22 protein-coding genes are annotated in these 24,517 nt (G+C 69.1%); 13 read left to right on the top strand and 9 right to left on the bottom strand.

The window, feature by feature from the left end; all coding sequences use genetic code 11:
- The first annotated feature begins 75 nt into the window (after positions 1 to 75).
- Complete coding sequence (locus JR064_RS14510) at positions 76 to 1,161, top strand: PA0069 family radical SAM protein (RefSeq protein ID WP_206230188.1); 1,086 nt, start codon at positions 76 to 78, stop codon at positions 1,159 to 1,161.
- 210 nt (positions 1,162 to 1,371) lie between these two features.
- On the opposite strand, the gene JR064_RS14505 is transcribed toward JR064_RS14510, so the two are convergent.
- Positions 1,372 to 2,079: a 2OG-Fe(II) oxygenase gene (locus JR064_RS14505; RefSeq protein WP_206230187.1), complete on the bottom strand. Its 708-nt coding sequence runs from the start codon at positions 2,077 to 2,079 to the stop codon at positions 1,372 to 1,374.
- Positions 2,080 to 2,137: 58 nt separating this feature from the next.
- Here JR064_RS14505 and JR064_RS14500 point away from each other — a divergent pair, with 58 nt between their 5' ends.
- Complete coding sequence (locus tag JR064_RS14500; RefSeq protein ID WP_338123897.1) at positions 2,138 to 2,704, top strand: nucleoside 2-deoxyribosyltransferase; 567 nt, start codon at positions 2,138 to 2,140, stop codon at positions 2,702 to 2,704.
- Between the two features lie 152 nt (positions 2,705 to 2,856).
- Here JR064_RS14500 and JR064_RS14495 read toward each other — a convergent pair whose 3' ends face one another.
- The 5 genes from JR064_RS14495 to JR064_RS14475 all read right to left on the bottom strand — a co-directional run bounded on the left by JR064_RS14495 (position 2,857) and on the right by JR064_RS14475 (position 6,672).
- Entirely contained in the window at positions 2,857 to 3,123 is a 267-nt protein-coding gene (locus JR064_RS14495; protein ID WP_206230186.1) for a hypothetical protein, read from the bottom strand.
- Between the two features lie 70 nt (positions 3,124 to 3,193).
- The gene (locus JR064_RS14490) at positions 3,194 to 3,634 is read right to left on the bottom strand and encodes a DUF2267 domain-containing protein (RefSeq protein ID WP_206230185.1); all 441 of its coding nucleotides are present in this window, start codon (positions 3,632 to 3,634) and stop codon (positions 3,194 to 3,196) included.
- A 142-nt stretch (positions 3,635 to 3,776) separates the two neighbouring features.
- Entirely contained in the window at positions 3,777 to 4,409 is a 633-nt protein-coding gene (locus tag JR064_RS14485; protein ID WP_191826680.1) for a LysE family translocator, read from the bottom strand.
- Between the two features lie 199 nt (positions 4,410 to 4,608).
- Positions 4,609 to 5,475, bottom strand: a complete 867-nt coding sequence (locus JR064_RS14480; RefSeq protein WP_206230184.1) for a hypothetical protein — start codon at positions 5,473 to 5,475, stop codon at positions 4,609 to 4,611.
- A gap of 180 nt (positions 5,476 to 5,655) precedes the next feature.
- Positions 5,656 to 6,672, bottom strand: a complete 1,017-nt coding sequence (locus tag JR064_RS14475) for a class 1 fructose-bisphosphatase (protein WP_191826678.1) — start codon at positions 6,670 to 6,672, stop codon at positions 5,656 to 5,658.
- 97 nt (positions 6,673 to 6,769) lie between these two features.
- Here JR064_RS14475 and JR064_RS14470 point away from each other — a divergent pair, with 97 nt between their 5' ends.
- On the top strand, positions 6,770 to 8,005 hold the full coding sequence (locus tag JR064_RS14470; protein WP_206230183.1) for an MgtC/SapB family protein: 1,236 nt from the start codon (positions 6,770 to 6,772) through the stop codon (positions 8,003 to 8,005).
- A 130-nt stretch (positions 8,006 to 8,135) separates the two neighbouring features.
- Here JR064_RS14470 and JR064_RS14465 read toward each other — a convergent pair whose 3' ends face one another.
- The gene (locus JR064_RS14465) at positions 8,136 to 9,338 is read right to left on the bottom strand and encodes an amino acid aminotransferase (RefSeq protein WP_179570288.1); all 1,203 of its coding nucleotides are present in this window, start codon (positions 9,336 to 9,338) and stop codon (positions 8,136 to 8,138) included.
- A gap of 339 nt (positions 9,339 to 9,677) precedes the next feature.
- On the opposite strand from JR064_RS14465, the gene JR064_RS14460 reads away from it, so the two are divergent.
- From JR064_RS14460 to JR064_RS14445, 4 genes are all read left to right on the top strand, one after another.
- A complete protein-coding gene (locus JR064_RS14460) occupies positions 9,678 to 11,804 on the top strand; it encodes a TonB-dependent receptor family protein (RefSeq protein WP_191826677.1) in 2,127 nt (708 codons plus the stop codon).
- Positions 11,805 to 11,948: 144 nt separating this feature from the next.
- A complete protein-coding gene (locus JR064_RS14455; protein WP_191826676.1) occupies positions 11,949 to 12,284 on the top strand; it encodes a hypothetical protein in 336 nt (111 codons plus the stop codon).
- Positions 12,285 to 12,561: 277 nt separating this feature from the next.
- Positions 12,562 to 13,086, top strand: a complete 525-nt coding sequence (locus JR064_RS14450; RefSeq protein ID WP_206230182.1) for a hypothetical protein — start codon at positions 12,562 to 12,564, stop codon at positions 13,084 to 13,086.
- A 338-nt stretch (positions 13,087 to 13,424) separates the two neighbouring features.
- On the top strand, positions 13,425 to 13,814 hold the full coding sequence (locus JR064_RS14445; protein WP_225210138.1) for a hypothetical protein: 390 nt from the start codon (positions 13,425 to 13,427) through the stop codon (positions 13,812 to 13,814).
- A 270-nt stretch (positions 13,815 to 14,084) separates the two neighbouring features.
- Here the strand turns inward: JR064_RS14445 and JR064_RS14440 are convergent, their stop codons facing one another.
- Complete coding sequence (locus JR064_RS14440) at positions 14,085 to 16,025, bottom strand: sigma-54-dependent Fis family transcriptional regulator (protein WP_206230181.1); 1,941 nt, start codon at positions 16,023 to 16,025, stop codon at positions 14,085 to 14,087.
- Between the two features lie 245 nt (positions 16,026 to 16,270).
- Here JR064_RS14440 and adh point away from each other — a divergent pair, with 245 nt between their 5' ends.
- The 3 genes from adh to JR064_RS14425 all read left to right on the top strand — a co-directional run bounded on the left by adh (position 16,271) and on the right by JR064_RS14425 (position 19,492).
- Positions 16,271 to 17,800, top strand: coding sequence for an aldehyde dehydrogenase (gene adh / locus JR064_RS14435; protein WP_179570300.1), 1,530 nt, complete (start codon positions 16,271 to 16,273; stop codon positions 17,798 to 17,800).
- 268 nt (positions 17,801 to 18,068) lie between these two features.
- Positions 18,069 to 19,097, top strand: coding sequence for an alcohol dehydrogenase AdhP (adhP, locus tag JR064_RS14430; RefSeq protein ID WP_058363131.1), 1,029 nt, complete (start codon positions 18,069 to 18,071; stop codon positions 19,095 to 19,097).
- Entirely contained in the window at positions 19,097 to 19,492 is a 396-nt protein-coding gene (locus JR064_RS14425; RefSeq protein WP_206230180.1) for a DUF779 domain-containing protein, read from the top strand. The genes adhP and JR064_RS14425 overlap by 1 nt, the downstream gene beginning before the upstream one ends.
- Positions 19,493 to 19,634: 142 nt before the next feature.
- Here the strand turns inward: JR064_RS14425 and JR064_RS14420 are convergent, their stop codons facing one another.
- Positions 19,635 to 19,931, bottom strand: coding sequence for a hypothetical protein (locus JR064_RS14420; RefSeq protein WP_206230179.1), 297 nt, complete (start codon positions 19,929 to 19,931; stop codon positions 19,635 to 19,637).
- Positions 19,932 to 20,096: 165 nt separating this feature from the next.
- Between JR064_RS14420 and JR064_RS14415 the strand changes: the two genes are divergently transcribed.
- Genes JR064_RS14415 through ligD form a run of 3 tightly spaced genes read left to right on the top strand, consistent with a single transcriptional unit; the run spans position 20,097 to position 24,220 of the window.
- Positions 20,097 to 20,492: a hypothetical protein gene (locus tag JR064_RS14415; protein WP_206230178.1), complete on the top strand. Its 396-nt coding sequence runs from the start codon at positions 20,097 to 20,099 to the stop codon at positions 20,490 to 20,492.
- The gene (gene ku, locus JR064_RS14410; RefSeq protein WP_206230177.1) at positions 20,492 to 21,469 is read left to right on the top strand and encodes a non-homologous end joining protein Ku; all 978 of its coding nucleotides are present in this window, start codon (positions 20,492 to 20,494) and stop codon (positions 21,467 to 21,469) included. Before JR064_RS14415 ends, ku begins: the two co-directional genes overlap by 1 nt.
- A gap of 6 nt (positions 21,470 to 21,475) precedes the next feature.
- Positions 21,476 to 24,220, top strand: a complete 2,745-nt coding sequence (gene ligD / locus JR064_RS14405) for a DNA ligase D (protein WP_206230176.1) — start codon at positions 21,476 to 21,478, stop codon at positions 24,218 to 24,220.
- Positions 24,221 to 24,517: the final 297 nt, after the last annotated feature.

Genomic DNA, 24,517 nt, shown 5'->3' with positions numbered 1-24,517 from the left:
GCGTGGCGCTGAAAGATTCAGCGTTGCCCGCGTGCCGTCGCAGTGGCTGAGACCGTGGCGGCGTAGCCTGTGCGGATGAGCACGGCCATCAAGGGACGCGGCGCCGGCAGCCACCTGCCCGGCCGCTTCGAACGCACCATCAGCCAGGCCGAGGACGACGGCTGGCATCCCGACGACAGCGAGGAATTCGCCGCGCCGCGGCTGCGCACCGAGGTGCGCGAGGAGACCGCGCGCAGCATCATCAGCCGCAACCAGTCGCCGGACGTGGGCTTTTCGCAGTCGGTCAATCCGTACCGCGGCTGCGAGCATGGCTGCAGCTACTGCTTCGCGCGTCCCAGCCACGCCTATCTGAACCTGTCGCCGGGGCTGGACTTCGAGACCCGCCTGTTCGCCAAGACCAGCGCGCCGGAACTGCTGCGCCGCGAACTGGCCAAGCCCGGCTACGTGCCCAGCCCGATCGCGCTGGGCATCAACACCGACGCCTACCAGCCGATCGAGCGCAAGCTGCAGCTGACCCGGCGGCTGATCGAGGTGCTGTGGGAAACCCGCCATCCGTTCTCGCTGATCACCAAGAACGCGCTGGTCGAGCGCGACCTGGACCTGCTGGTGCCGTTGGCGCGCGAGAACCTGGTCAGCGTGCACTTCTCGGTCACTTCGCTGGACCCGCGCCTGTCGGCGCGGCTGGAGCCGCGCGCCTCGGCGCCGCACGCGCGGCTGCGCGCGATGCGCACCCTGCACGAGGCGGGGGTGCCGGTGGGGGTGATGGTGGCGCCGGTGATCCCGTGGATCAACGATCACGAACTGGAAGCGGTGCTGGAAGCGGCGCACGCCGCCGGCGCCGACTCGGCCGGCTACGTGCTGCTGCGGCTGCCGCACGAGGTCGCGCCGCTGTTCCGCGACTGGCTGCAGGCGCACCATCCCGACCGCGCCGCGCACGTGATGAGCACGGTGCAGCAGCTGCGCGGCGGCAAGGACTACGACGCCACCTTCGGTAAGCGCATGCGCGGCGAAGGCGTCTATGCCGACCTGCTGGCGCGGCGTTTCGCGCTGGCGCACAAGCGGCTGGGCTACGCGGAACGCACGCGCCGGCCGCTGGATTGCGGCCGCTTCGTCAGGCCGCTGCCGCCGCGCGCGCCGTCGCCGCAGGGCGTGCTGTTTTGAGGCGGGGAGTCGGGATTGGGGATTCGTAAGAGCGCGCAAAGGCGTGCTGCGGTAGCCGCTGACTTCGTCCCTAGTTTCGCCGGAACGCGGCCGCAGTGACCGGGATAGATCCGGCTGGCGACGAGAACGTGCGCCAGTCAGTGGCCAAACGAAAGCCGGCAGGCCAACAGCCGCCGCATCCCGCTGTTGCGAATCCCCAATCCCGACTCCCTACTCCCGGCCGTAAAGCGCCTGCGCCGACTGGAACAGGATCCAGCTGGTGGCGATGAACTTGTCGCCGCCCTGCGGGCGGTTGCCACGGTGGGTGTGGGTGAACGCGGTCGGGGCGATCAGCAGGCTGCCGGCGCGCGGCGCGATCTTGCGCTGCTGGAACAGGAACTCGGTTTCGCCGTCCTGAAAGTCGTCGTTGAGGTACAGCGTCCACAGCAGATGCCGGTGCAGGGTTTCGGCGCCGGGATCGCGCGGGTACAGCTCGCAATGCCAGTACGGATAGCCGCCTTCGCCCGCGGCGTACCACTGCAGGTTGATCGCGCCCGGACGCAGGCAGGTGCGGGCCAGGTTGGACAGCGCCGCGTCGTCGAGCAGCGCGAAATCGTCGGCACCGAGCCGGTGCGGCTGGCCGTCGGCGCCGGGCACCTGCAGCATCAGCGGCGAGATCAGTGCCTGCGGGTACTTGCGCAGGTAGCCGAGCAGGCCGGCGAACACCGCCTGCTGCAGCCGCTGTTCCACGTCGCGCCACGGCTCCAGGCCGCTGATGCGCAGGTCGCGGCTATGCTTGAGCTCGGGGAATACGCCGCTGCCGACCTCGCCCGGCTGCAACTGCGAACTGGCGCGGAGACGGCGCATGATCGCGGCGCAGTCCTCGCGGGACATGGCGCCGTCGAAGACCTCGATGAAATCGGGAGTGGAATCGGACATCGCGCGACCTTACCAGCGATCCCGCGGCATCGCAGCTGTGTCGTTGGCATCCCTCCATGTGCGCGCCGACAATGAGCGCCCCGCTGCCCACCTGCCCTCGCCGATGATCCGCACGCTGTACCTCGCCGGCCCCGACGTGTTCCGCCCCGATGCCGCCGCGCGCGGCGACGCCTTGAAGGCGCTGTGCCGCGAATTCGGATTCGATGGCCTGTTCCCGCTGGACCAGGCGGTGCCGGCGCACATCGCCGACCCCGCCGCGCAGGCGCGCTGGATCTATGAGGCCAACATCGGCCTGATCGCGCAGGCCGATGCGGTGCTGGCCAACCTGGATTTCTTCCGCGGCCCGGAGCCGGACAGCGGCACCTGCTTCGAGGTCGGCTACGCCGTCGCCCTGGGCAAGCCGGTGTACGGCTACATCCCCGACGACGGCAGCTTCGCCCAGCGCATCCGCGCCCGCCATCCCGGCGCGATCGGCGCCGACGGCCGCGTCGACACCCACGGCTGGCACTTCGAGGAATTCGGCCTGCCGCTCAACCTGATGCTGGCGGTCCCGGCGCCGCTGGTGGTCGGCGACGCGCGGCGCGCGTTGGCGCGGTTGCGGGAGGATCTGGGCGTGGAGGGATAGGTACAGGCGCGCTGAGCGAAGCGGCATAAGGACCGGTCGCGCGCGCCGTTCGCGTCAACCAACCATAGAAATCGTGACCGCAGACTCGACCGGTTGGACCAGGCGCAACCACTACCGGTATCGCTACGAAGGAATGTTGATCTCCTGGGAGCTCAGCTTCCTTTCGAAGAACTGCCACGAATCGAATAGCCGAGCAATACCAGCCACGCGATCAGGGCCAGCAGCGTCGGCAACTGGAAGTTGCTCGACGTGCCGAGGGTGAAGCTCCTCGCCGCAAAGAAGATGAGCACCCACAGCGCCAGGTTGGCGATCACGATCGGCCGGCGCGAACGGTGCCGGGTGAGCCAGGAAATGACGCTAGGCATCAGCGCGACCGGCGCTGTGGCGAAGAAGAACATGAGGAAGACCGTCTGGTTCATCGCAATCCTGTTCCCTGCCGCCCTCCCAAGATGGGGCGTTTCAACTTGAAAGGTACCTTCTTGGGCAGGCTCAGGCGACGCGAACGGACGGTGCGACGGACCAGAACGCGGCGGCACCGACAGGCAATGTCGCCAATACCCGGTCCAGCTCGACGTTGTCGACGTTCCTGCGCAATGCCTGGGCGACGGCCTGCACCGCGTTGGGCGGGGCGAAATTGTGCGCCGCGCGAACCGAACGGACTTCCGCCAACAGCTCCTCATCCGGGCCGAACGCCAGGATCGGCGCTTCGCTGTCCCAGCCTTCGACGAACAGCGCACGCAGCACCGGCGGCAGGATGTCGGCAAAACGGAGGCCTTCCTGGACAGTGAGGCGACGCCGGAAGGTGTGCAGCACGCCGACCACCATGTTCCAGGCCATGTTGGTCGTCGCCAGATCCGACGCGTCGCGCGCATCGACCATGAAGCGTTCGAACTCCAGCGATGCGTTTTGGTATGCGAAGGGCCATGTCATGCGTGGATCGCCTGATGCTGTGGCCAAACCGTGCGCCGAAGCGGCCTGACCGGAGTGAAGGGATGCTCCGCAGCGCAATCATCGCGCGGACGGCAATCGACGGCGGGCCGCGGCATCCCTGTCCGCCGCCGCGGTCCTGCCGCTACTGCGGCCGGAAGCGCAACAGCACGATGCCGAACCCGATGAAGATGGTGCCGACGACGCGGTCGAACAGCCGACGCAAGCCGGGCCGGGACAGGTAGCGGCGGATGCCGTGCCCGCCGATGCCGTAGACCGCGTACCAGAACAGCTCGCACGCGGCGAAGGTGGCCACCAGGATCGCGAATTGCGGCCACTGCGGCTGGGTCTTGTCGACGAACTGCGGCAGGAACGCGGCGGCGAACAACAGCAGTTTGGGATTGCTCAATCCGATCGCCAGCCCGCCACGGAACAACTGCAGCGGCGACAGCGACGCAGTCAGGGGCGGTGCGCCTTGCGGGTCCAACGGCGCCTCCCCGCTACGCCAGGCGGCGATTCCCAGCCACAGCAGATAGCCGACGCCGGCGTAGCGCAGCACCTCGAACACGCGCGGCGACGCGTCCAGCACCGCGCCCAGGCCTGCCGCCGACGCCAGCAGCACCAGCACCACCGCCAGCAGGCAGCCGGCCATCGCCAGCAGGCTGCGGCGTACGCCGAAACGCACGCTGCGCGTCATTACGTGCAGCATGTTCGGCCCCGGCGTGCCCGACAACACGAACACCGTCAGCAAGAACATCCACCAGACATGCAGGCTCATGGCGCAGCGGCTCGCGGGAAGTGACATCGCATCGTAGCAACGGCGCGGCAAGCATGCCATGCGAGGAACGCCGTCGCCCGCGCACTCACGTAGCGCCGCGCGGTTTCCAAGCGGCGAATGCCGCTGTCAGGCCTGCGCACGGCGACGGCGACGGCGACGGCGAAGCGGCGGCGGTCGAACCGGTGTGCAGGCGGCGACGCTAGAAATAACCGCCCTCGGCATCGCGCCAGATGTCGTAACCGTCCAGCTCTTCCGCGGTCACCGAGGACGGCTGCACGAATCGCGCTTCCCAACCGGAAAAGGAGGCAGTGGAGATAGGCAGGTGGCCCATGCCCATCGGGACGTCGTCCGGCCGGTCCACGCCGGCCATGTACAGCGTGGTTTCGTCGATGCGCGCGGGAGGTTCCGGGTACACATTGCTGTAGACACGAACATGGACGCCATGCGCGTCCAGCTTGAGGATCTTGAGCGGCACGAACCCGCCGTTCTCCCGCTCGGTCACGTAGAGGCCGCCTTGCTGCCACTGGACAGTGTCGGCAGGCGAAGCCGCAACGGGTTTTCCGAACAGGCGCGTACGCAATCTTTCGAGCATGTGGTGTCCCTTGGTCCAACGTTGCATCGGTCTGCACGCCGGGTTCGGCGTGGTCGCGGTCCGGGGCGGAGCGAACGGCGCCAACACGCTCGTTCCACAAGAATGACAGGCGGCTTCCGGCATGAAAACAGCTTCCGGGGACGCCACCGGCAGCGGTGCCCTGCAATGCACGCACAGGAATTCGCTGTCCGGGTTCCTGTCGCCAGCGCGAACATAGCGCACGCCGTGATCATCGAACTCCACGACCCACCAATTCCGATCGTGATCGTATTGGGCGGTTCCGTGGCCTTCGAGATCTTCGTCGTCATCCGACGCATCCACGGCAATGAGCGGCATGCCTTCTTCAAGCACCAGGCCGGCATTCGCCAGGTCGCGCAGCGAGCCGAATGTGTCCAGCACGACGGCGGTTCTTTGCGGATTCCTGACGCCGCGAACGAGGCCATTGAAATCGGCGTAGATGCGAGTCGTCGACATACTTGCGTGCCAAATACGCGTTGGACCGCGTCAATGCGGCCTGCCCCATCGTCGCCTCGCGGCAGTCGGCGCGTCAATCCAGAACCCGCCGGCGACATAGCCGCAGGTAAAACGACGACACCCGCGCGCAAGCGGGTGTCGTCGGTCGCAACCGGCGTGCCGGACAGCGTGAAGCCGCGCTCAGCCTTGCGCCTGGTCGTGCTCCACGTGATACCGCACCGCCTCGGCCACCTCGTTCTTCGAGCCCAGGAACACCGGCACGCGCTGGTGCAGCTGCTCCGGTTGCAGGCCGAGGATACGCTCGCGGCCGGTGCTGGCGGCGCCGCCGGCCTGTTCGACCAGCAGGCCCATCGGGTTGGCTTCGTACATCAGGCGTAGCTTGCCGGCCTTGCCCGGGTCCTTCTTGTCCCACGGGTAGATGAAGATGCCGCCGCGGGTCAGGATGCGGTGCACGTCGGCCACCATGCTGGCGATCCAGCGCATGTTGAAGTTCTTGCCGCGCGCGCCTTCGCTGCCGGCGAGCAGGTCGGCCACGTAATGCTGCATCGGCGCTTCCCAGTGGCGCTGGTTGGACATGTTGATCGCGAACTCGGCGGTGTCCTCGGGGATGCGCATGTCGGCCTGGGTCAGCAGGAAGCTGCCTTCCTCGCGTTCCAGGGTGAAGGCATGGGTGCCGTGGCCCAGGGTCAGCACCAGCATCGTGCTGGGGCCGTAGATGCAGTAGCCGGCGGCGACCTGGGCGGTGCCCGGTTGCAGGAAGTGTTCGTCGCCGGGCTTGTCGGTGCCTGGCGGCGCGCGCAGCACCGAGAAGATGGTGCCGACGGAGACGTTGACGTCGATGTTGGAGCTGCCGTCCAGCGGATCGAACAGCAGCAGGAAGTCGCCGCTGGGATATTTGTCGGGCACCGGCTGGCTGTGGTCCATCTCCTCCGACGCGCAGGCGGCCAGGTGGCCGCCCCAGGCGTTGGCTTCGAGCAGGATGTCGTTGCTGAGCACGTCCAGTTTCTTCTGCGCCTCGCCCTGCACGTTGCCGGTGCCGGCGTCGCCGAGCACGCCACCCAGGGCGCCCTTGCTGACCGCGATGGAGATGCGCTTGCAGGCGCGGGTCACGATGGTGATGAGCTGGCGCAGTTCCGGGCCGATGCGGCCGGCGTGCTGTTCTTCGATCAGGAAGCGGGTCAGCGAGGTTCGCGACATGGGCGCAGGCAGCCTTTCGTGGGGGATTGACCACCATTGTCGGGATTGCGGCCCACACTGCCAAGCGCGGCTATGCTGGGCGCAACGGGGAGCGATCATGGCGCTGGAGTTGGAACCTGCACTGGTGCGCACGCTGGCAGCGGCGCTCGGACTGGGTTTGCTGATCGGGCTGGTGCGCGAGCGCGGCGGTGCCGCGCACCGTGTCGCGGGATTGCGCACGCATGCGCTGGCCGCGGTGGCGGGGGCGGTGGCGCTTGGCCTGGGCGAGGCGAGCTTCGTGGTGGTGATCGCGACCATCGGCGTGTTCTCCGCGCTGGCGTATCGCAACACGCGCGCGCGCGATGCGGGTCTCACCGGCGAGGTGACGCTGCTGCTGACCGGGCTGCTCGGTGGCCTGGCGACGCGGATGCCGGCGGTGGCCACGGCCCTGGGGATCGTGGTGGCGCTGTTGCTGTACGCCAAGGCGCCGTTGCACCGCTTCAGTCGCACGGTGCTCAGCCAACGCGAGGTGGCCGATGGCTTGCTGTTGCTCGCCGCCGCGCTGGTGGTGCTGCCGCTGCTGCCCGATCGCGGCTACGGCCCGCTGGGTGCGATCAATCCGGCCAAGGTGTGGCGGCTGGTGGTGTTGGTGATGGTGGTCGGTGCGCTCGGCCACGTCGCGCTACGCGTGGTCGGCAATCGCTGGGGGCTGGCGATCGCCGGCCTGTTGGCCGGCTTCGTGTCGTCCACCGCGGCGGTGCTGGATTTCGGCCGCAAGGTGCGCGCGGATCCGACGCTGCTGCGGCCGGGTGTGGCGGCGGCGTTGTTCGCCAACCTGGCCTCGCTGAGTCTGTGTGTGCCGATCCTGCTGACGATCTCGCCCTCGCTGCTGCAGCTGTTGTGGCCGGAACTGGCCGCGGCCGGGACCACGCTGCTGGTCGGTGGGGTGCTGGGGTTGCGCGCCGGCGACGGCAACGAACCGCCACTGGCGACCGCACAGGGGCGCATGTTCCGCTTCGGCCAGGCGTTGGGTTTTGCAGCGGTACTGGCGGGGTTGACCTGGGGATCGGCGCTGCTGGCAGGCTGGATCGGACCCGCTGGCGCGATCGCCGCTTCGGTCGTCTCGGCGTGCGCCGAACTGCACGCGGCGGTGGCCACGATGGCCACGTTGGCCGGAACCGGCGAGATCGCCGCGGACAGTGCGCGGCCGTGGCTGCTGGGGCTGCTGGCGGCCAGCCTGGGAACCAAATCGGTGATTGCGTGGGTCAGCGGTGGGCAGGCGTATGGCCTGCGCGTGACCGCCGGTCTGCTGGCGGCGCTGCTGGCAGCAGCGTGCCCGCTGCTGCTGCGCTGACGGTGCGCGCGACAGATGCCCATGCTGCCGCTTCAATGTTCTTACTCTCCGCCACGCCTGGCGGCGGAACGCCGCGGAACGCCAGGACCGGCAGATGCAGGTCCTGGCGAGTGCAGCGCCGCCGTGCGGATCAGCCCTTGTGCACGGTGGCCACGGCCTGGGTCACGTAGTCCAGGTTGGCCTGGCTCAGCGCGGCCACGCAGATGCGGCCGGTGCCGACGGCATAGATGCCGAACTCTTCGCGCAGCCGGTCCACCTGCGCCTTGCTCAGGCCCGAGTACGAGAACATACCGGCCTGCTGCTGGATGAAGCCGAACTCCGGCGCGCCGAGGGCGGCCAGCTTCTGCACCATGCCGGCACGCAGCGCGTGGATGCGCTCGCGCATTTCGGTCAGCTCCTGCTCCCACATCGCGCGCAGTTCGGGGCTGGTGAGCACGCCGGCCACCAGCGCGGCGCCGTGCGTGGACGGGCTGGAGTAGATGGTGCGGATGATGCGCTTGACCTGCGACTGCACCGCCTTGCTCTCGGCCGCGGTGGCCGAGACCACCGACAGCGCGCCGACGCGCTCGCCGTACAGCGAGAACGACTTGGAGTACGAACTGGCGACCACGTAGCTGTCCACGCCGGCTTCGGCCAGCAGGCGCACCGCGTAGGCGTCCTCGTCGATGCCCTTGTCGAAGCCCTGGTAGGCGATGTCGACGAACGGGAACAGGTTGCGTTCCTTCAGCAGCGCGGCGACCGTGCGCCATTGCTCCTGGGTCAGGTCGGCGCCGGTCGGGTTGTGGCAGCAGGCGTGCAGCAGCACCACGGTGCCCGGCGCGAGCTTGTTCAGGTCGGCGAGCATGCCGTCGAAGTTCAGGCCGTGCGTGGCCGCATCGAAATAGGTGTAGTCGACCACGTCGAAGCCGGCGGCCGAGAACACCGCGCGGTGGTTCTCCCAGCTCGGGTTGCTGATGGCGATGGTCGAGGTGGACAGCAGCTTCTTCAGCAGGTCCGCGCCCACGCGCAGCGCGCCGCTGCCGCCGATGGTCTGCGAGGTGGCGACGCGGCCGGCGGCCAGCAGCGGCGACTCGGCGCCGAACAGCAGCTTCTGCGTGGCCAGGTCGTACGCCGGCAGGCCGTCGATCGGCAGGTAGCCGCGCGGTTTGGCGTCCTGCGCCAGCTGCCGTTCGATCTGCTGGACGGCGCGCAGCAGCGGAATGCGGCCGCTCTCGTCGTAATAGATGCCCACGCCCAGGTTGACCTTGGTCGGGCGGGAATCGGCGTTGTAGGCCTCGGTCAGGCCCAGGATCGGGTCGCCTGGGACCTGTTCCACGTTTGCAAAGAAGGACACGGCGGTACTCGTTTGGTGGCGAAAGGTGGGGGCCGGGAGGGACCGGAGCCGGCGCGGTCAAACGCCCCATCCTAGCAAACGCAGGTCCTTGCGTGGCGGGGCTTTGCGCTAGGGCGCGTCCTCAATCCCCAAGCAGATCGCGCCACTCGTGTGCGTGCACGAGGCAAGCAGCAGAAGGCGTGGTGGAGGATGGTTCCACCCGGGCGATGACGTAGCGCTGAGGACGCACACGCGCGGCCCTGCGGGTTGGGCCTGACAGACCCAACGCGGCCTACTTGGGAATCGATGACACGCCCTGGGCGGCGTGCGACCGGGCGGCGCTTGGGCGATGATGCACGCATGCCCAATCGCCATCCCCTTGCCCTGCTCTGCGGCCTCTGCGCCGCGGGGCTGTCGCCCGTCGTCTGCGCCGCTGCGGCCGATGCCGATCCCGCCACCCTGCCGGTCGTGCAGGTGCAGGCCGCACGGGTCAGCGGGGTGGACGATTTCGACCTGCCGGCCTCGCTGACCGCGATCACCGTCGGCGACAGCAACCGCACCGGCGTGCAGGTCGCCGAGGCCTTGGCCGGCGTGCCCGGGCTGCTGGCCCGCGACCGCCAGAACTATGCGCAGGACACGCAGCTGTCGATCCGCGGCTTCGGCGCGCGTTCGGCGTTCGGCGTGCGCGGCGTGCGCCTGCTGCTGGACGGCATCCCGGCGACGATGCCGGACGGCCAGGGCCAGCTGTCGCACTTCAACATGTTGGGTGCCGAGCGCATCGAGGTGCTGCGCGGCCCTTTCTCGGCGCTGTACGGCAACTCCTCCGGCGGCGTGGTGCAGCTGTGGAGCGCCGACGGCGCGCCCGACGACCCGTGGCGGCTGCGCAGCACCGTCGGCAGCAACGGCACGTATAGCGCCGGGGCGCAGCTGCAGGGCCAGCAAGGCGACGTGCACTACAACGTGGCCGCCACCCACTTCCGCACCGACGGCTACCGCGACCACAGCCAGGCGCGGCGCGAATCGGTCAACGCCAAGTTCGGCTTCGACCTGGCCCCCGGCCGGCGCCTGGACCTGGTGCTGAACTACCTGGACGCGCCGTGGGCGCAGGATCCGCTGGGCCTGACCCGCGCCCAGTTCCATGCCGATCCGCAGCAGGCCACCGCCGTGGCGACCCAGTTCGATACGCGCAAGTCCACGCGCCAGGCGCAGGCCGGGGCGATCTTCACCCAGCAGGTGGACCAGCAGACCTGGCGGCTGATGGGCTACGCCGGGCGCCGCGACGTGCAGCAGTACCTGGCGGTGCCGGTGGCGGTGCAGGCCAATCCGCTGCATGCCGGCGGGCTGATCGACCTGGACGGCGACTACGGCGGCGTGGACGCGCGCTGGGCCTGGCAGGGCGAACTCGGCGGGCGACCGTTCCAGCTCACCGTCGGCGCCAATGCCGACCGCCAGAAGCAGCACCGCACCGGCTACGAGAACTTCGTCGGCAGCACGCTGGGGGTGAAGGGCCGGCTGCGCCGCGACCAGGAGGACCAGGTGCAGAACGTGGACCAGTTCGCCCAGGCCTGGTGGCAGTTCAGCGAGCGCTGGTCGCTGCTGGCCGGGCTGCGCCACAGCCAGGTGCGGTTCCGGTCCGACGACGCCTACATCGTCGGCCGCAATCCGGACGACAGCGGCAGCACCGATTATTCGGCGACCACGCCGGTGGCCGGGGTGGTGTTCCGCGCCACTGACGACCTGCGCTTCTACGCCTCGGCCGGCCGCGGCTTCGAGACGCCGACCTTCAACGAGCTGGGCTATCGCAACGACGGCGGGGCCGGCCTGGCGCTGGACCTGTCCGCGGCCAGGAGCGAGAACCTGGAACTGGGCGCGAAATGGCGCGACCAGGCCGGCGCGGCCTGGGAAGCGGCGCTGTTCCGCGCCAATACCGACGACGAACTGGCGGTGGCCAGCAACACCAACGGCCGCAGCACCTACCGCAACATCGGCCGCACCCGCCGCCAGGGCGCCGAGGCCAGCTACCTGCTGCCGCTGGGCGACACCGCGCAGCTGCAGCTGTCCTACACCTGGCTGCAGGCGACCGTGCGCCAGGCCTACCTGACCTGCGCCAGCAGCGGCTGCGCCACGCCCACCGCGCGGGTGGCGGCCGGTTCGCGCCTGCCCGGGGTGCCGCGCCAGCAGTTCTTCGCGCGCTGGCAGTGGCAGCCGCGCGCGTGGCAGTTCGCGGTCGAAGCGGTGGCCGCCGGCGACACCGTGGCCAACGACCTGGCCACCGAGACCGCCCCCGGCTACGCGCTGCTGAACCTGGAGGCCTCGCGCCGCTGGAGCACGGCGCATGGCGCGCTGCGCACCTTCGCGCGCATCGACAACGCGCTCGACCACGCCTACATCGGCTCGGTCATCGTCAACGACAGCAATGGCCGCTACTACGAGCCGGGACCGGATCGCGGCTATACGGTCGGGTTGCAGTGGGATTTCGCGCATTGAGGCGGCTTTCGAAGTAACGCCCTCCCCTCGGCACCATGATCCTGTTCGGAAGGTGCCCGGCAGGGACGGGCGAACGTCGCAGGCGTTCAGCGCGTACCTGTCCCCTGCCCTCACGGCCATCCCCGCCCCGCTTTGGAGACGCTGATGAAAACCGCATTGCTGCTGGCGCTCGCCGTCCTCGCACCGGCCACCGCGCTGGCCGCTTCCGTCACCGGCACGCTGGTCGGCGGAGGCGGCGTCGACGACATGACCATCGTCGTGCGCGCGGCCGATGGCCGGGAAGTCGAAGCGTATTGCGCGACCCGCTGCGGCGACTGGTTCGTCGCCGAGCCGGAGAGCGACGTGTTCGCGCTCAACAAGGCATTCAAGGGCAAGCGGGTCGCGCTGGACTACGCGACCGAAGCCAACGGCGACCGGATCGCCGGCCCGGGTCCGGACGACCGGCTGCTGTTCGTGAAAAGCGTGCGCATCGTTCCGTGAGGCCGTGTTCGCACGACGCGGCTTCTCGCGGACGTCGGTGGCGCGAAGTGCAGCCGTGGTGCGTCTGCGCGTAAGCGCAAGCCATGCCGCACGCAGCGCATGACATATGCGCTTTTCACAAACGGCCGCTAGCGACGCTTAGGTGGGAGCACCGATCGAACGGCGGTCCGACCTGCGCACCGAGGCATGCGTCAGCTCGCGTGCCACGCCGCATGCCGCGCGACAGGTGCCGCCGCATGGATGGTCCGTGCAGGCGCCGACCTCGCGAGACGTTGCCGTGGAAGAAAAACTCGATCGCTTGCTGGCCGACATCGCGCACCTCAAGCAGAAGCTGGAGGCGGACAAGACCGTGGCCGAGCGCATTTTCTGGGTCATGGAGAAGACGCTGGCGCCGCTGGCGATCGCGGTGCTGGCGTTCTGCGGCAACACCGCCGCCGACAAGATCTCCGCTGGCCAGCTGGCGCTGGCCAGGCTCGGCGTGCAGGCCAAGCAGAACGAATTCGCACGCACGCTGCAGAGCAAGTACGTCGAACTGTTCTATGCCGACATCACCTCGGGCGATCCCGAGCGGCAGGGCAATGCGCTGGGCCTGCTGCGGCTGATGGATCCGGGCCTGGCGCTGCAGCTGGCCACGTTCGTGGCGGCCAACCCCGCCGCGTCGCCGTCGATCAAGACCCAGGCCGAGGCCACCCGGCAACAGATCCAGCGCGACAACGGGAACGGGGCACCGGCAGCGAACGCGCCAACGCTGCCCTCGCCGGCCGCCGCGTCGCCGTCGCTCCCGCCTGCGCGGCCGCGTTGATGCGCGAGGGTGCATTGCGCCCGTGCATCCGATGCGGAGCGATGGCCATCGTGCGCGAGCGCCGCGATCGAATCGGAATGCCGTGGCCGCCCGCAGCGAATCACGTCAGGCAGGTGCCGCGATCCGATGCGCGGGCCGGGAGACACGACACAGCCGCGATAGGCGAAGTGCCGTGACGAAAATCAGAAAATCCCCCTCGTTCCGTCTACAAAACACGGTTGAGGTGTCTACCGGCCACGGCTGGTTCGCTGGCGGCTGCGGCGCCGGCGGGATTAGTTTAAAGCCGCGTTTCGAAGGACCCATCCACACCTCAATCGATGCATCGCCGGAGAGAGCACATGGCAGAGAAAGCCGACAAGGCCGTCCTGGCCGAGGGCGTCAGCGCGACGCTCTATCAGGGCACGTTCGTCGTCAACAACGGCACCGGGCAGACCATCACCAACGTCAGCGTCAAACACACCTGCGGAAATTTCGTCAACACATCGGTTGCCGTGTCGCTGGCGCCGGGCGAGTCGGCCCCGCCGGTGAAACTGGAAGCGCAGACCGGTTCCAACGACTACTGGAGCCTGTCGTTCCAGATGGGCAACGTCTCGCGCAGCCGCAGCAGCAAGCAATGCAATTACGAGACCGAAGATGCGCCGAACACCTGCGTCATCGCCCTGTACGACGACAGCTTCAGCGTGATCACGCCGAAGAGCTCGCCGTGCCTCAACAACGCCTACGACTGAGCGCAGCCGGCAGCGCGTCGCCCTCGCAGGCGACGCGCTGCCGATGCCGCGTCGCGTCCGGCAAGCGCGGGCGTCGGCACGCCTCTGGCACGGCGTGGCGCATGCGGCGCGCAGGAGATCTTCATGTAGGAGCGACGTCAGTCGCGACAGGCTCTACCGGGAATTCCTGTCGCCACGGAAGTCGCTTCTACACGGGGCATTTCTACGCATCGGAATGCGCCAGTGCCGCAGCGATGCAGGGACAACGGCAGTGCCTGCACGCGCGATCGCTCAACCCGCGCCGAGTCCGAGCCGGCGGTACAGCGTGCTGCGGCTGACGCCGAGCTGGCGCGCGGCGCGGGCGACGTTGCCGCCGCAGGCGTCGAGCGCCTGGCGCATCGCCGCCAGGGCGAGGCTGTCCAGATCGGTCGCGTGCGGTGAGGCGCTCGCAGGCATCGCCGGCAGTTCGCCGGGCGATCCGCCCTGCCCTGGCACCGCATCGCCGCCGGCCGCGCGCATGCCGCGCGCCGCGCCGGGCAGGTAGGCCGGCAACGCGTCGACGTCCACCACGGCACCGGCGTCGCTCAGTGCCACCAAGGTCCGCAGGCAGGCCACCAGCTGGCGCAGGTTGCCGGGCCACGGATAGGCGCTCAGCGTGGCCAGTGCTGCATCGGTCAGGCGCCGGCCCTGCCCCACCCGCGCCCACAGTTCCTGCACCAAGCCGCGCCGATCCGGATGCACGCTCAGCGCCGGAATCTGCACGCTGTGATGGGCGATGCGGTAATACAGGTCGGGGCGGAAACGCCGCTCGGCCATCGCCTCGTCCAGGTCGCGGTGGGTAGCGCAGATCAGCGCGAAATCCAGCTTCACCGGCTTGCCGCCGCCCAGCGGCAACAGTTCGCGTTCCTGCAGCACGCGCAGCAGGCGCGGCTGTAGCGCCGGCGGCATGTCGCCGATCTCGTCCAGGAACAGCACGCCGCCGTCGGCCTGGCGCAGCAGGCCGGGGCTGCCGTGCTTGCGCGCGCCGGTGAAGGCGCCGTCCTCGTAGCCGAACAGTTCGGCTTCGATCAAGCCTTCCGGCAGCGCCGCGCAATTGACCGCGACGAACGGCTTGCCGGCGCGCGCGCTGCGCCGATGCAGTTCGCGCGCGAACACTTCCTTGCCGGTGCCGGTCTCGCCCTGCACCAGCACCGGCAACTGCGCATCGAGCACGCGCCGCGCGCGTTCCAGCGCCAGCTCCTGCGCGGCATCGAACAGCGGCGCATCGGCGCCGTGCTGCGCGCGCGTGGCCGCGGACACGGTGATCGGCGGCTGCTGCGAACGCCGCCGCGGCCGCACGTCGCCGATGCTGTCGACGCGCCCGTGCAGGGCGCGGCCCTGCAGGTCGAACACGCTGCCCTGCTGGCGCAGCCGCGACAGCGGTTCTTCGAACAAGGCCGCATAGGGCGCGCGGCCCAGGTCGTGCCGCTCCAGTCCGAACAGGCGCAAGCCGGCCTGGTTGGCCGCGACCAGCTTGCCGTTGCGGAACGCGAGCAGGCCTTCGCGCGCCGTGCCGAGCAGCGCCGCATCGTGGTGCACGCGCAGCAGTTCGCAATCGGCGATGCCGTCGTCGAAATAGCGGTGTTCGATGCTGGCCACCGCCATCCGCGCCAGTCCCAGCGCGTGCATGTGCTGCACGCTGGCGTCGCCGGAAATGTCCAGCACGCCGGCCAGCTGGCCGTAGGGATCGAAGATCGGCACTGCGGCGCAGCTGAGGATCTGGTGCGGCGCGAAGTAATGCTCGCCGCCGCGCACTTCCACCGAGCGGCTCTCGACGATGGCGGTGCCGATCGCGTTGGTGCCGACCTGGGTCTCGCTCCAGCACGCGCCCGGCATCAGCGCCACGCGCCCGGCCTTGTCGAGGAAGCCCGGGCTGCCTTCGGCGTCGAGGATCCAGCCGGCCTCGTCGGTCAGCAGCACGATGCTGCCGGTGGCGGCGGCATCGCCGGCCAGGCCTTCCAGTTCGGCGCGGGCCAGCCGCCACAGGCGCTCGTGCGCTTCGCGCAATTCGCGCAGGCGCGGCGCGCTGACCGGCTCGATCGGCGGCGTGCCCTGCGCGGGCAGGCCCAGACGCTGGCAGCGCTGCCACGACTGCAGGATGGTGTCCGGTACCTGGCCGACCGGGGCGCCGCCGCGCTCGAAGAAGATCCGGCGGGCGTGGCCAAGCTGGTGCTGCGATTGCTGTTGCGCCATGACGGCTCCGCTGTCGCAAATTGCGACAGGTGTTGGGACAGGTGTTTCGATAAACACCACATCCGCCGCCTGCGCGCAATCGGCACGCGTGACGCGCTGCAACAGGAATGGCGCCGCCGTGTCGATTGGCCGCGGCGCGCGGCCATGACGCGGCGCAACAGCGAAAACCTGGCATCGCTCTTGCGGTTACCGCCTACCTGGATGGGCCTGTGCCCCTTCCTTTCCCACCGCCGCAGGAGACCCCGATGAACGCCGTCACCACCGCCAAGCCGCATGCCACCGATCCGCAGTCCATCTTCAAGTCGCGCTACGGCAATTTCATCGGCGGACAATGGGTGGAACCCAAGAGCGGCCGCTACTTCGACAACAGCACGCCGATCACCGGCAAGGTGTTCACCTCGGTGGCGCGCTCCGACGCGCAGGACATCGAGGCCGCGCTCGACGCCGCGCACGCGGCCAAGGACGCCTGGGGCAAGACCTCGGCCACCGAGCGCAGCAACGTGCTGTTGAAGATCGCCGATCGCATCGAGCAGAACCTCGAGCTGCTGGCCTATGCCGAGACCTGGGACAACGGCAAGCCGCTGCGCGAGACGCTCAACGCCGACGTGCCGCTGTGCGCCGACCACTTCCGCTACTTCGCCGGCGCCATCCGCGCGCAGGAAGGCGGCATCTCGGAGATCGACAGCGACACCATCGCCTACCACTTCCACGAGCCGCTGGGCGTGGTCGGGCAGATCATCCCGTGGAACTTCCCGCTGCTGATGGCGTGCTGGAAGCTGGCGCCGGCGATCGCCGCCGGCAACTGCGTGGTGATGAAGCCGGCCGAGCAGACCCCGGCCTCGATCCTGGTGCTGATGGAGGTGATCGGCGACCTGCTGCCGCCGGGCGTGCTCAACGTGGTCAATGGCTTCGGTCTGGAAGCGGGCAAGCCGCTGGCCAGCAGCCCGCGCATCGCCAAGATCGCCTTCACCGGCGAGACCACCACCGGCCGGCTGATCATGCAGTACGCCAGCCAGAACCTGATCCCGGTGACGCTGGAACTGGGTGGCAAGTCGCCGAACATCTTCTTCGCCGACGTGATGGCCGAGGATGACGATTTCCTGGACAAGGCGATCGAAGGCTTCGTGCTGTTCGCGTTCAACCAGGGCGAGGTGTGCACCTGCCCGTCGCGCGCGCTGATCCAGGAATCGATCTACGACAAGTTCATGGAGAAGGCGCTCAAGCGCGTGGCCGCGATCAAGCAGGGCAATCCGCTGGATCCCAACACCATGGTCGGCGCGCAGGCCTCCAGCGAGCAGCTGGAGAAGATCCTGTCCTACATCGACATCGGCAGGCAGGAAGGCGCCGAGGTGCTGATCGGCGGCGAGCGCAACGCCCTCGACGGCGAGCTGGCCGGCGGCTTCTACGTCAAGCCGACGGTGTTCAAGGGCCACAACAAGATGCGCGTGTTCCAGGAGGAGATTTTCGGGCCGGTGGTGTCGGTGACCACGTTCAAGGACGAGGCCGAGGCGCTGGCGATCGCCAACGACACCTTGTACGGACTGGGCGCCGGCGTGTGGAGCCGCGATGCGTCGCGGCTGTACCGCATGGGCCGCGCGATCCAGGCCGGGCGGGTGTGGACCAACTGCTACCACGCCTATCCGGCGCACGCTGCGTTCGGCGGCTACAAGCAGTCGGGCATCGGCCGCGAGAACCACAAGATGATGCTCGACCACTACCAGCAGACCAAGAACCTGCTGGTGAGCTACTCGCCGAAGGCGTTGGGGTTCTTCTGAGTCCGGCCGCGTCGCCGGGGCCGCCGCGCTCAGCGGTGGCCCCGCGCGTCGCCCGTGCTCACGCCGGACGTCGCGCTGCCGGCGCATGGTGACGCACGCCATTGCCATGTGTGTCTGCCTGTCGCCCTGGTCGCGGCGCGCGCGTGCGGCTCGACCTGCCGTGGTTGCGCCATGGCGCCGCAGCGGACGTCGCTTCCTGATTTGGATCAAAGCGCGCCATCGCCGGATCAGCGATGGTGCTGTCACCCGTTCTCCCAAGGAGTGCTGCATGAACAAGACGATGAAAGCCGCCGTGGTGCGCGAATTCGGCAAGCCGCTGACGATCGAGGAAGTGGAGGTGCCGCGGCCGCAGGCCGGCGACATCCTGGTCAAGATCGAAGCCTGCGGCGTGTGCCATACCGACCTGCATGCGGCCGAGGGCGACTGGCCGGTGAAGCCGAACCCGCCGTTCATTCCCGGCCACGAGGGCGTGGGCCATGTGGTCGCGGTGGGCGCCGGCGTGGGCCACGTCAAGGAAGGCGACCGGGTCGGCATTCCGTGGCTGTATTCGGCCTGCGGGCATTGCGAGCATTGCCTGGGCGGCTGGGAGACGCTGTGCGAGGCGCAGCAGAATTCCGGCTACTCGGTCAACGGCGGCTTCGCCGAGTACGCGCTGGCCAACGCCGACTACGTCGGCCATCTGCCGAAGAACATCGGCTTCGTCGAGGTCGCGCCGATCCTGTGCGCCGGCGTCACCGTGTACAAGGGCCTGAAGGTCACCGACACCAAGCCCGGCAACTGGGTGGTGATCTCCGGCATCGGCGGGCTCGGCCACATGGCCGTGCAATACGCCAAGGCGATGGGCCTGAACGTGGCCGCGGTGGATGTGGACGACGCCAAGCTGGCGCTGGCCAGGCGCCTGGGCGCCACGGTGACGGTGAATGCGCTGACCACCGACCCGGTGGCCTACCTGAAGAAGGAGATCGGCGGCGCGCACGGCGCCCTGGTCACCGCGGTGTCGCCGAAGGCGTTCGAGCAGGCGATCGGCATGGTCCGCCGCGGCGGCACGGTGTCGCTGAACGGGCTGCCGCCGGGCCAGTTCCCGCTGGACATCTTCGGCATGGTGCTCAATGGCGTGACCGTGCGCGGCTCCATCGTCGGCACCCGCCTGGACCTGCAGGAATCGCTGGACTTCGCCGAGCAGGGCAAGGTCGCCGCGACCGTGGCCACCGCCACGCTGGAGAACATCAACGAGGTGTTCGCCCGCATGCGCGCCGGCCAGATCGAAGGCCGCATCGTGCTGGACATGGCCGCCTGATGGACGCCGCCACGCCCGTCTCCGGCGTGCCGCTGCAGGTGCTGGCGACGTTGCCGGCGCTGCAGCTGATCGACACGCTGCGCGCGCGACATGGCCCGTTGCTGTTCCACCAGTCCGGCGGCTGTTGCGACGGGTCCTCGCCGATGTGCTATCCGCAGGACGATTTCATCGTCGGCGACCGCGACGTGCAACTGGGCGAGATCGGCGGCGCGCCGTTCTACATCAGCGCCTCGCAGTTCGAATACTGGAAGCACACCCAGCTGATCATCGACGTGGTGCCGGGGCGCGGCGGCATGTTCTCGCTGGAGAACGGCGAGGGCGTGCGCTTCCTGGTGCGCTCGCGGCTGTTCGGCGACGCGGAGTATGCGGCGTTGCAGGCGGCGGGGAAGGTGTGAGAAGCCGGGATTGGGGATTGGGGATTCGTTGACGGCGGGAGCTGCCGAAGGACTGTAGGAGCGGCTTCAGCCGCGACAGGAGCTGTCGATTCATGCAGCCTGTCGCGGCTGAAGCCGCTCCTACAGGGGCGATGGCGCTGGCCTATGGGGCCTTGGACGGCACGAACGGCGAGACCGGATCGCTGGCCGGGAAGGTCTCTTCCAGCGCCTCGTCTTGGTTGGCGTCGGCGTGGTGCTTGTGCGCGTGCTCCTCGCTGGCGCTATCTGCCGCGTTGCCGTCGGGCGCAGGGCGGCCCGCGCCGGTGCGCGGCTCGTGTTCGACGATGGTGTCGGGGCGGTCGCCGGCGCCGCGGTCCTCGCGGTCCTGGGCGGCGCGCTTGCCGCGTTGTTCGCCGGGAACCGGGTCGTTGCGACGCAGCGGGTCGGTGGGTGTGGACATGGCCGATTCCTCCTGTTGGGGTTGGGAACGTGCGTACAGTGCAGCGCGATGGCGGTGAAGCCGCTGCGAATCGCAATGCGTCCACATCGCTGTCACGAACGCCTAACGGCGCCGGCGCTACTGCTGCCCATCCCCATGCCGCCGATGCCGCCCGGAGCTTCCGCCATGTGCCCCAGCGCCCGCCCCGATCCACTGTTGTTCAATGCCCACTTGGATCCGTTGCCGGCCATGCTGCCGCACGGTCCCGACGCTGCAGGTCCGCGTCCGCACGACGCCGCGGACTACCGCCAATACAGCCTGGCCGACTATCGCCAGCGCCGCGACCGCCACGGCACCCCGTGGCGCGACCTGTGCCCGGCCTATGCGTTCGCGCTGCGCACCCATGCCGGCGGCTGGCCACGCGCGCCCATGGCCGACACCGACGGCGAACTGGCCGCGCATTGGGAGCAGGTCCGCGGCGAATCGCAGCTGGACTGGGGCCAGGCACGGCCGGTGATCGAGGATGCGTGGCAGGCGCTGGACCATCTGCCGGCGCCGGCACTGCACCTGGAGGCGCACTGATGGCGCGTCCGATCTGGACCGGCACCCTGTCTTTCGGCCTGCTCAACGTGCCGGTGGCGCTGATGTCCGGCGAACGCCGCGTCGACCTGCACTTCCGCATGCTCGATGCGCGCGACAAGCGCCCGATCCGCTTCGAGCGGGTCAACGCCGACACCGGCGAAGAGGTGCCGTGGAAGGACATCGTCAAGGCGTTCGAATACAGCAAGGGCAACTACGTGGTGGTCGAGCAGAAGGACATCGCCTCGGCCGCGCCGGAAAGCCACGAGACGGTGGAGGTCGAGGCCTTCGTCGACGCCGCCGACATCGACCTGCGCTATTTCGAGAAGCCCTACGTGCTGGTGCCGGGCAAGAAGGCGGAGAAGGGCTATGTGCTGCTGCGCGAGACGCTGCGCGCCACCGGCAAGGTCGGCATCGCGCGGGTGGTGATCCGCACCCGCGAATACCTGTCGGCAGTGCTGCCGCAGGAAGACGCGCTGGTGCTGATCCTGCTGCGCTATCCGCAGGAACTGGTCGCGCTGGACGACTACACGCTGCCCAGCGGCAAGGCCGCCGACTACCGGATCAGCGCCAAGGAAACCGAGATGGCCGCACAGCTGATCGACTCGATGTCCGGCAAGTGGGACCCGGCGTCCTATCACGACGAATTCCGCGAGCGCCTGCAGGCGGTGATCCAGAAACGGATCAAGGCGCAGGAAGGCACCGCGCAGGTGGACGACGAAGCCGACACGCCGCAACGCGAGGATGCCGCCACCAACGTGGTCGATTTCATGTCGCTGCTGCAGAAGAGCCTGGACGCCAAGCGCCGCACTCCGGCGAAGAAGGCGGAGGCGGCGCTGCCGGTCAGCAAGACCGCGAAGAAGCCGGCCAGGAAAGCGGCGAAGAAGGCCGCCAAGCCCGCCGCGAAATCCGCGGCCAAGGCCAAGCCGGCGAAGAAGACCGCCGCAAGCAAGGCGCCGGCGCGGCGCAAGGCGGGGTAGGGCGCGATGACGCTGCGCGAGTACGCCCGCAAACGCCGCTTCGGCGCGACCCCGGAACCGGCCGACGACAGCGTCGCGACGCCGTCGCGGCGCCCGATCTTCGTGGTGCAGCTGCACCACGCCAGTTCGCGCCACTACGATTTCCGCCTGGAAGCCGATGGCGTGCTGAAGAGTTGGGCAGTGCCGAAGGGCCCGTCGCTGCGGGTCGGCGAAAAGCGCCTGGCGGTGCAGGTGGAAGACCATCCGCTGTCCTATGCCGGCTTCGCCGGCGATATTCCCGAGGGCCATTACGGTGCAGGCCATGTCGACGTGTTCGACCACGGAACATGGTCGTGCGACGGCGAACCGCTGGCCGCGATCGCCGCCGGCAAGCTGGATTTCGTGCTGCACGGCGAGCGCCTCAACGGCAACTGGAAACTGGTGCGCACCGCGTTGCGCGGCAAGCAGCCGCAGTGGCTGCTGATCAAGCGCGACGACGCGTTCGCCGCCGATCGCGATGCCGACGACCTGCTGCAGGAGCCGGTCTCCGCGCCTGCGCCGAAGCGCGCGGCCAAGGCCGCCAAGCCCACCAAGGCCGGCAAGGCCTCCAAGCGTGCGCGCGATGCAGCCCCGGCCAAGCCTGCCGCCGCTGGCGCTGCGGCCCCGTCGGCCGCGCGGCCGCGGCGCAGCGATGCGGCCTGGCGCAAGCGCGCACTGGCGCTGGACGGTGCGCGCGATCGCCCGTGTCCGCCAGGCGAGCGCGCGCAGCTGACGCTGCTGCGCGACCGCGCCCCCGACGGTGCGCAATGGCTGCACGAGATCAAGTGGGACGGCTATCGCCTGCTCGCCGATCTCGATGCCGGCCAGGCGACGCTGCGTTCGCGCAACGATCAGGCCTGGACCGAGACCTTCCCCGAGGTCGCGCACGCGGTGCAGGCGTTGCCGGTGAGCGAGGCGCGGCTGGATGGCGAACTGGTGGTGCTCGATGCCGATGGCCGCAGCGATTTCTCCGCCTTGCAACGGGTCATCGAGGGAAGTTCCAAGCAGCCGCTGCGCTACCTGGTGTTCGACCTGCTCGGCATGGCCGGCGTGGACCTGCGCGAGGTCCCGCTGCTGCAGCGCAAGCAACTGCTGCGCGCGCTGCTCGGCGACACGCCTGGCGTGCTGGCCTACAGCGATCACGTGCTCGGCCATGGCCCGGAGGTGTTCGCCGCGGCGGCGGCGAAGGGCTACGAAGGCGTAGTCAGCAAGCGCGCGGACGCGCGCTATCACGGCGGCCGCGGCGGCGACTGGGTCAAGACCAAGCACGAGAACAGCGACGATTTCGTCATCGTCGGCTATACCGATCCCAAGGGCGCGCGCAGCGGCTTCGGTTCCTTGCTGCTGGCGCAGCGCAGCGATGGCGGCTTGCGCTATGTCGGCCGGGTCGGCACCGGTTTCGACGAATCGGGCCTGCGGCGCTTGCTTGCGCAGCTGCAGGCGCTGCACAGCGAGCAGGCAGTAGTGGACATTCCCGCGCATGCGCCGTTCCCGCGGCGCAGCGTGCACTGGGTGCGGCCGCAACTGGTGGCCGAAGTCGCCTTCCGTGGCTGGGCCAAGGAAGGGTTGTTGCGCCAGGCCGCATTCAAGCGCCTGCGCGAGGACAAGCCGCTGCAGGATCTCGGCGGCGATCGTGCGCCGCCACCGGCGGCAGCCCCAGGCAGCCATGTCGTGGCGGCTCGCGCTGCGGCATCGGCGAAGAAGACCGCGCCGGCCGCGCGCGGGCCGGCCACGCCGGCAAAACGCAGCACATCCAAAGGCGATGCTACGAAAAACGGCGCCGCCAAGCGCAAAGCGGCAACTGCCAAGTCCGCGCCGCGCGCAAGCACCGCGGCGCGGAAGGTCGCTTCCTCCGCCAGCGCTGACGCCGATGCCGCGGCGGTCGTCATCACCCACCCCGAGCGCGTGGTGTACCCGGGTGCCGGCATCAGCAAGGGCGAGGTCGCCGATTACTACCGTGCCATCGCGCCATGGTTGCTGCAGGAAGTCGCTGGGCGTCCGCTGTCGTTGCTGCGCTGCCCCGATGGCGCCGGCGGCGAATGCTTTTTCCAGAAGCACAACAACCGCGCACTCGGCGAGCATGTACACGCGATCGCACTGAAGCAGAAGAGCGGCACCGAGGACTACCTGTACATCGACGATCTCGCCGGCCTGCTGGAGCTGGTGCAGATGAACACCCTGGAGTTGCATCCCTGGGGGTCGACCGTGGACGATCCCGAGCATCCCGACCGGCTGGTGTTCGACCTGGACCCGGGCGAGGGCGTGAGCTGGGCGCAGATCAAGGCCGCCGCGCGCGAGATCCGCACCCGCCTGCGCGAGACCGGGCTGGAAAGCTTCGTGCGCCTGTCCGGCGGCAAGGGCCTGCACGTGGTAGTGCCGATCGTGCCCGGCGCGGACTGGGAGCAGGCGCGCGATTTCTGCGAAGCCTTCGCCCAGGCGCTGACCGCGTCCGCGCCCGACCGCTACGTGGCCACGATGAGCAAGGCCAAGCGCACCGGGGTGATCTTCGTCGATTGGCTGCGCAACGGCCGTGGCAACACCAGCGTGTGTTCGTGGTCGCTGCGCGCGCGCGCGCACGCCACGGTGGCGGTGCCGCTGCGCTGGGAGGAACTGGCGCGGATCGCCTCGCCGCAGGCGTTCCCGCTGGCCAAGGCGCTGCAACGCGCCGCGCGTTTGCGCGAACATCCGTGGAAGGAGATGGACAAGCTGCGGCAGCGCTTGCCGGGGACGTGAAACGGCGATCGGGCGGATCGCCATGCGGTTGCCTGCGCATGGCAACTCCGGCAGGAGCCATAGCAGGTCACGTTGATCACCGATCGTGAAACGTCGACACGAAGACGGCGGCGATGCCCGCTGCCGATGCCGATGTCGGGTACGGTCGCTATCGATTGCGGCAGCTTCGTCTTCCCGGCTGCGGATGCCGTCGCGACTGAAGTCGCTCCTACAGGAAGCACCGCTTGCTACGGACGGGTTGGTCCTCGCGTCTCCACTGTAGGAGCGACTTCAGTCGCGACGAGCGGAGCCCCGATC

The organism is Xanthomonas bonasiae (assembly GCF_017163705.1).
GTDB classification, from domain to species: domain Bacteria; phylum Pseudomonadota; class Gammaproteobacteria; order Xanthomonadales; family Xanthomonadaceae; genus Xanthomonas_A; species Xanthomonas_A bonasiae.
Note: the sequence above shows the minus strand (reverse complement) of the source record. Positions and strands in the feature narration are given on the sequence as shown.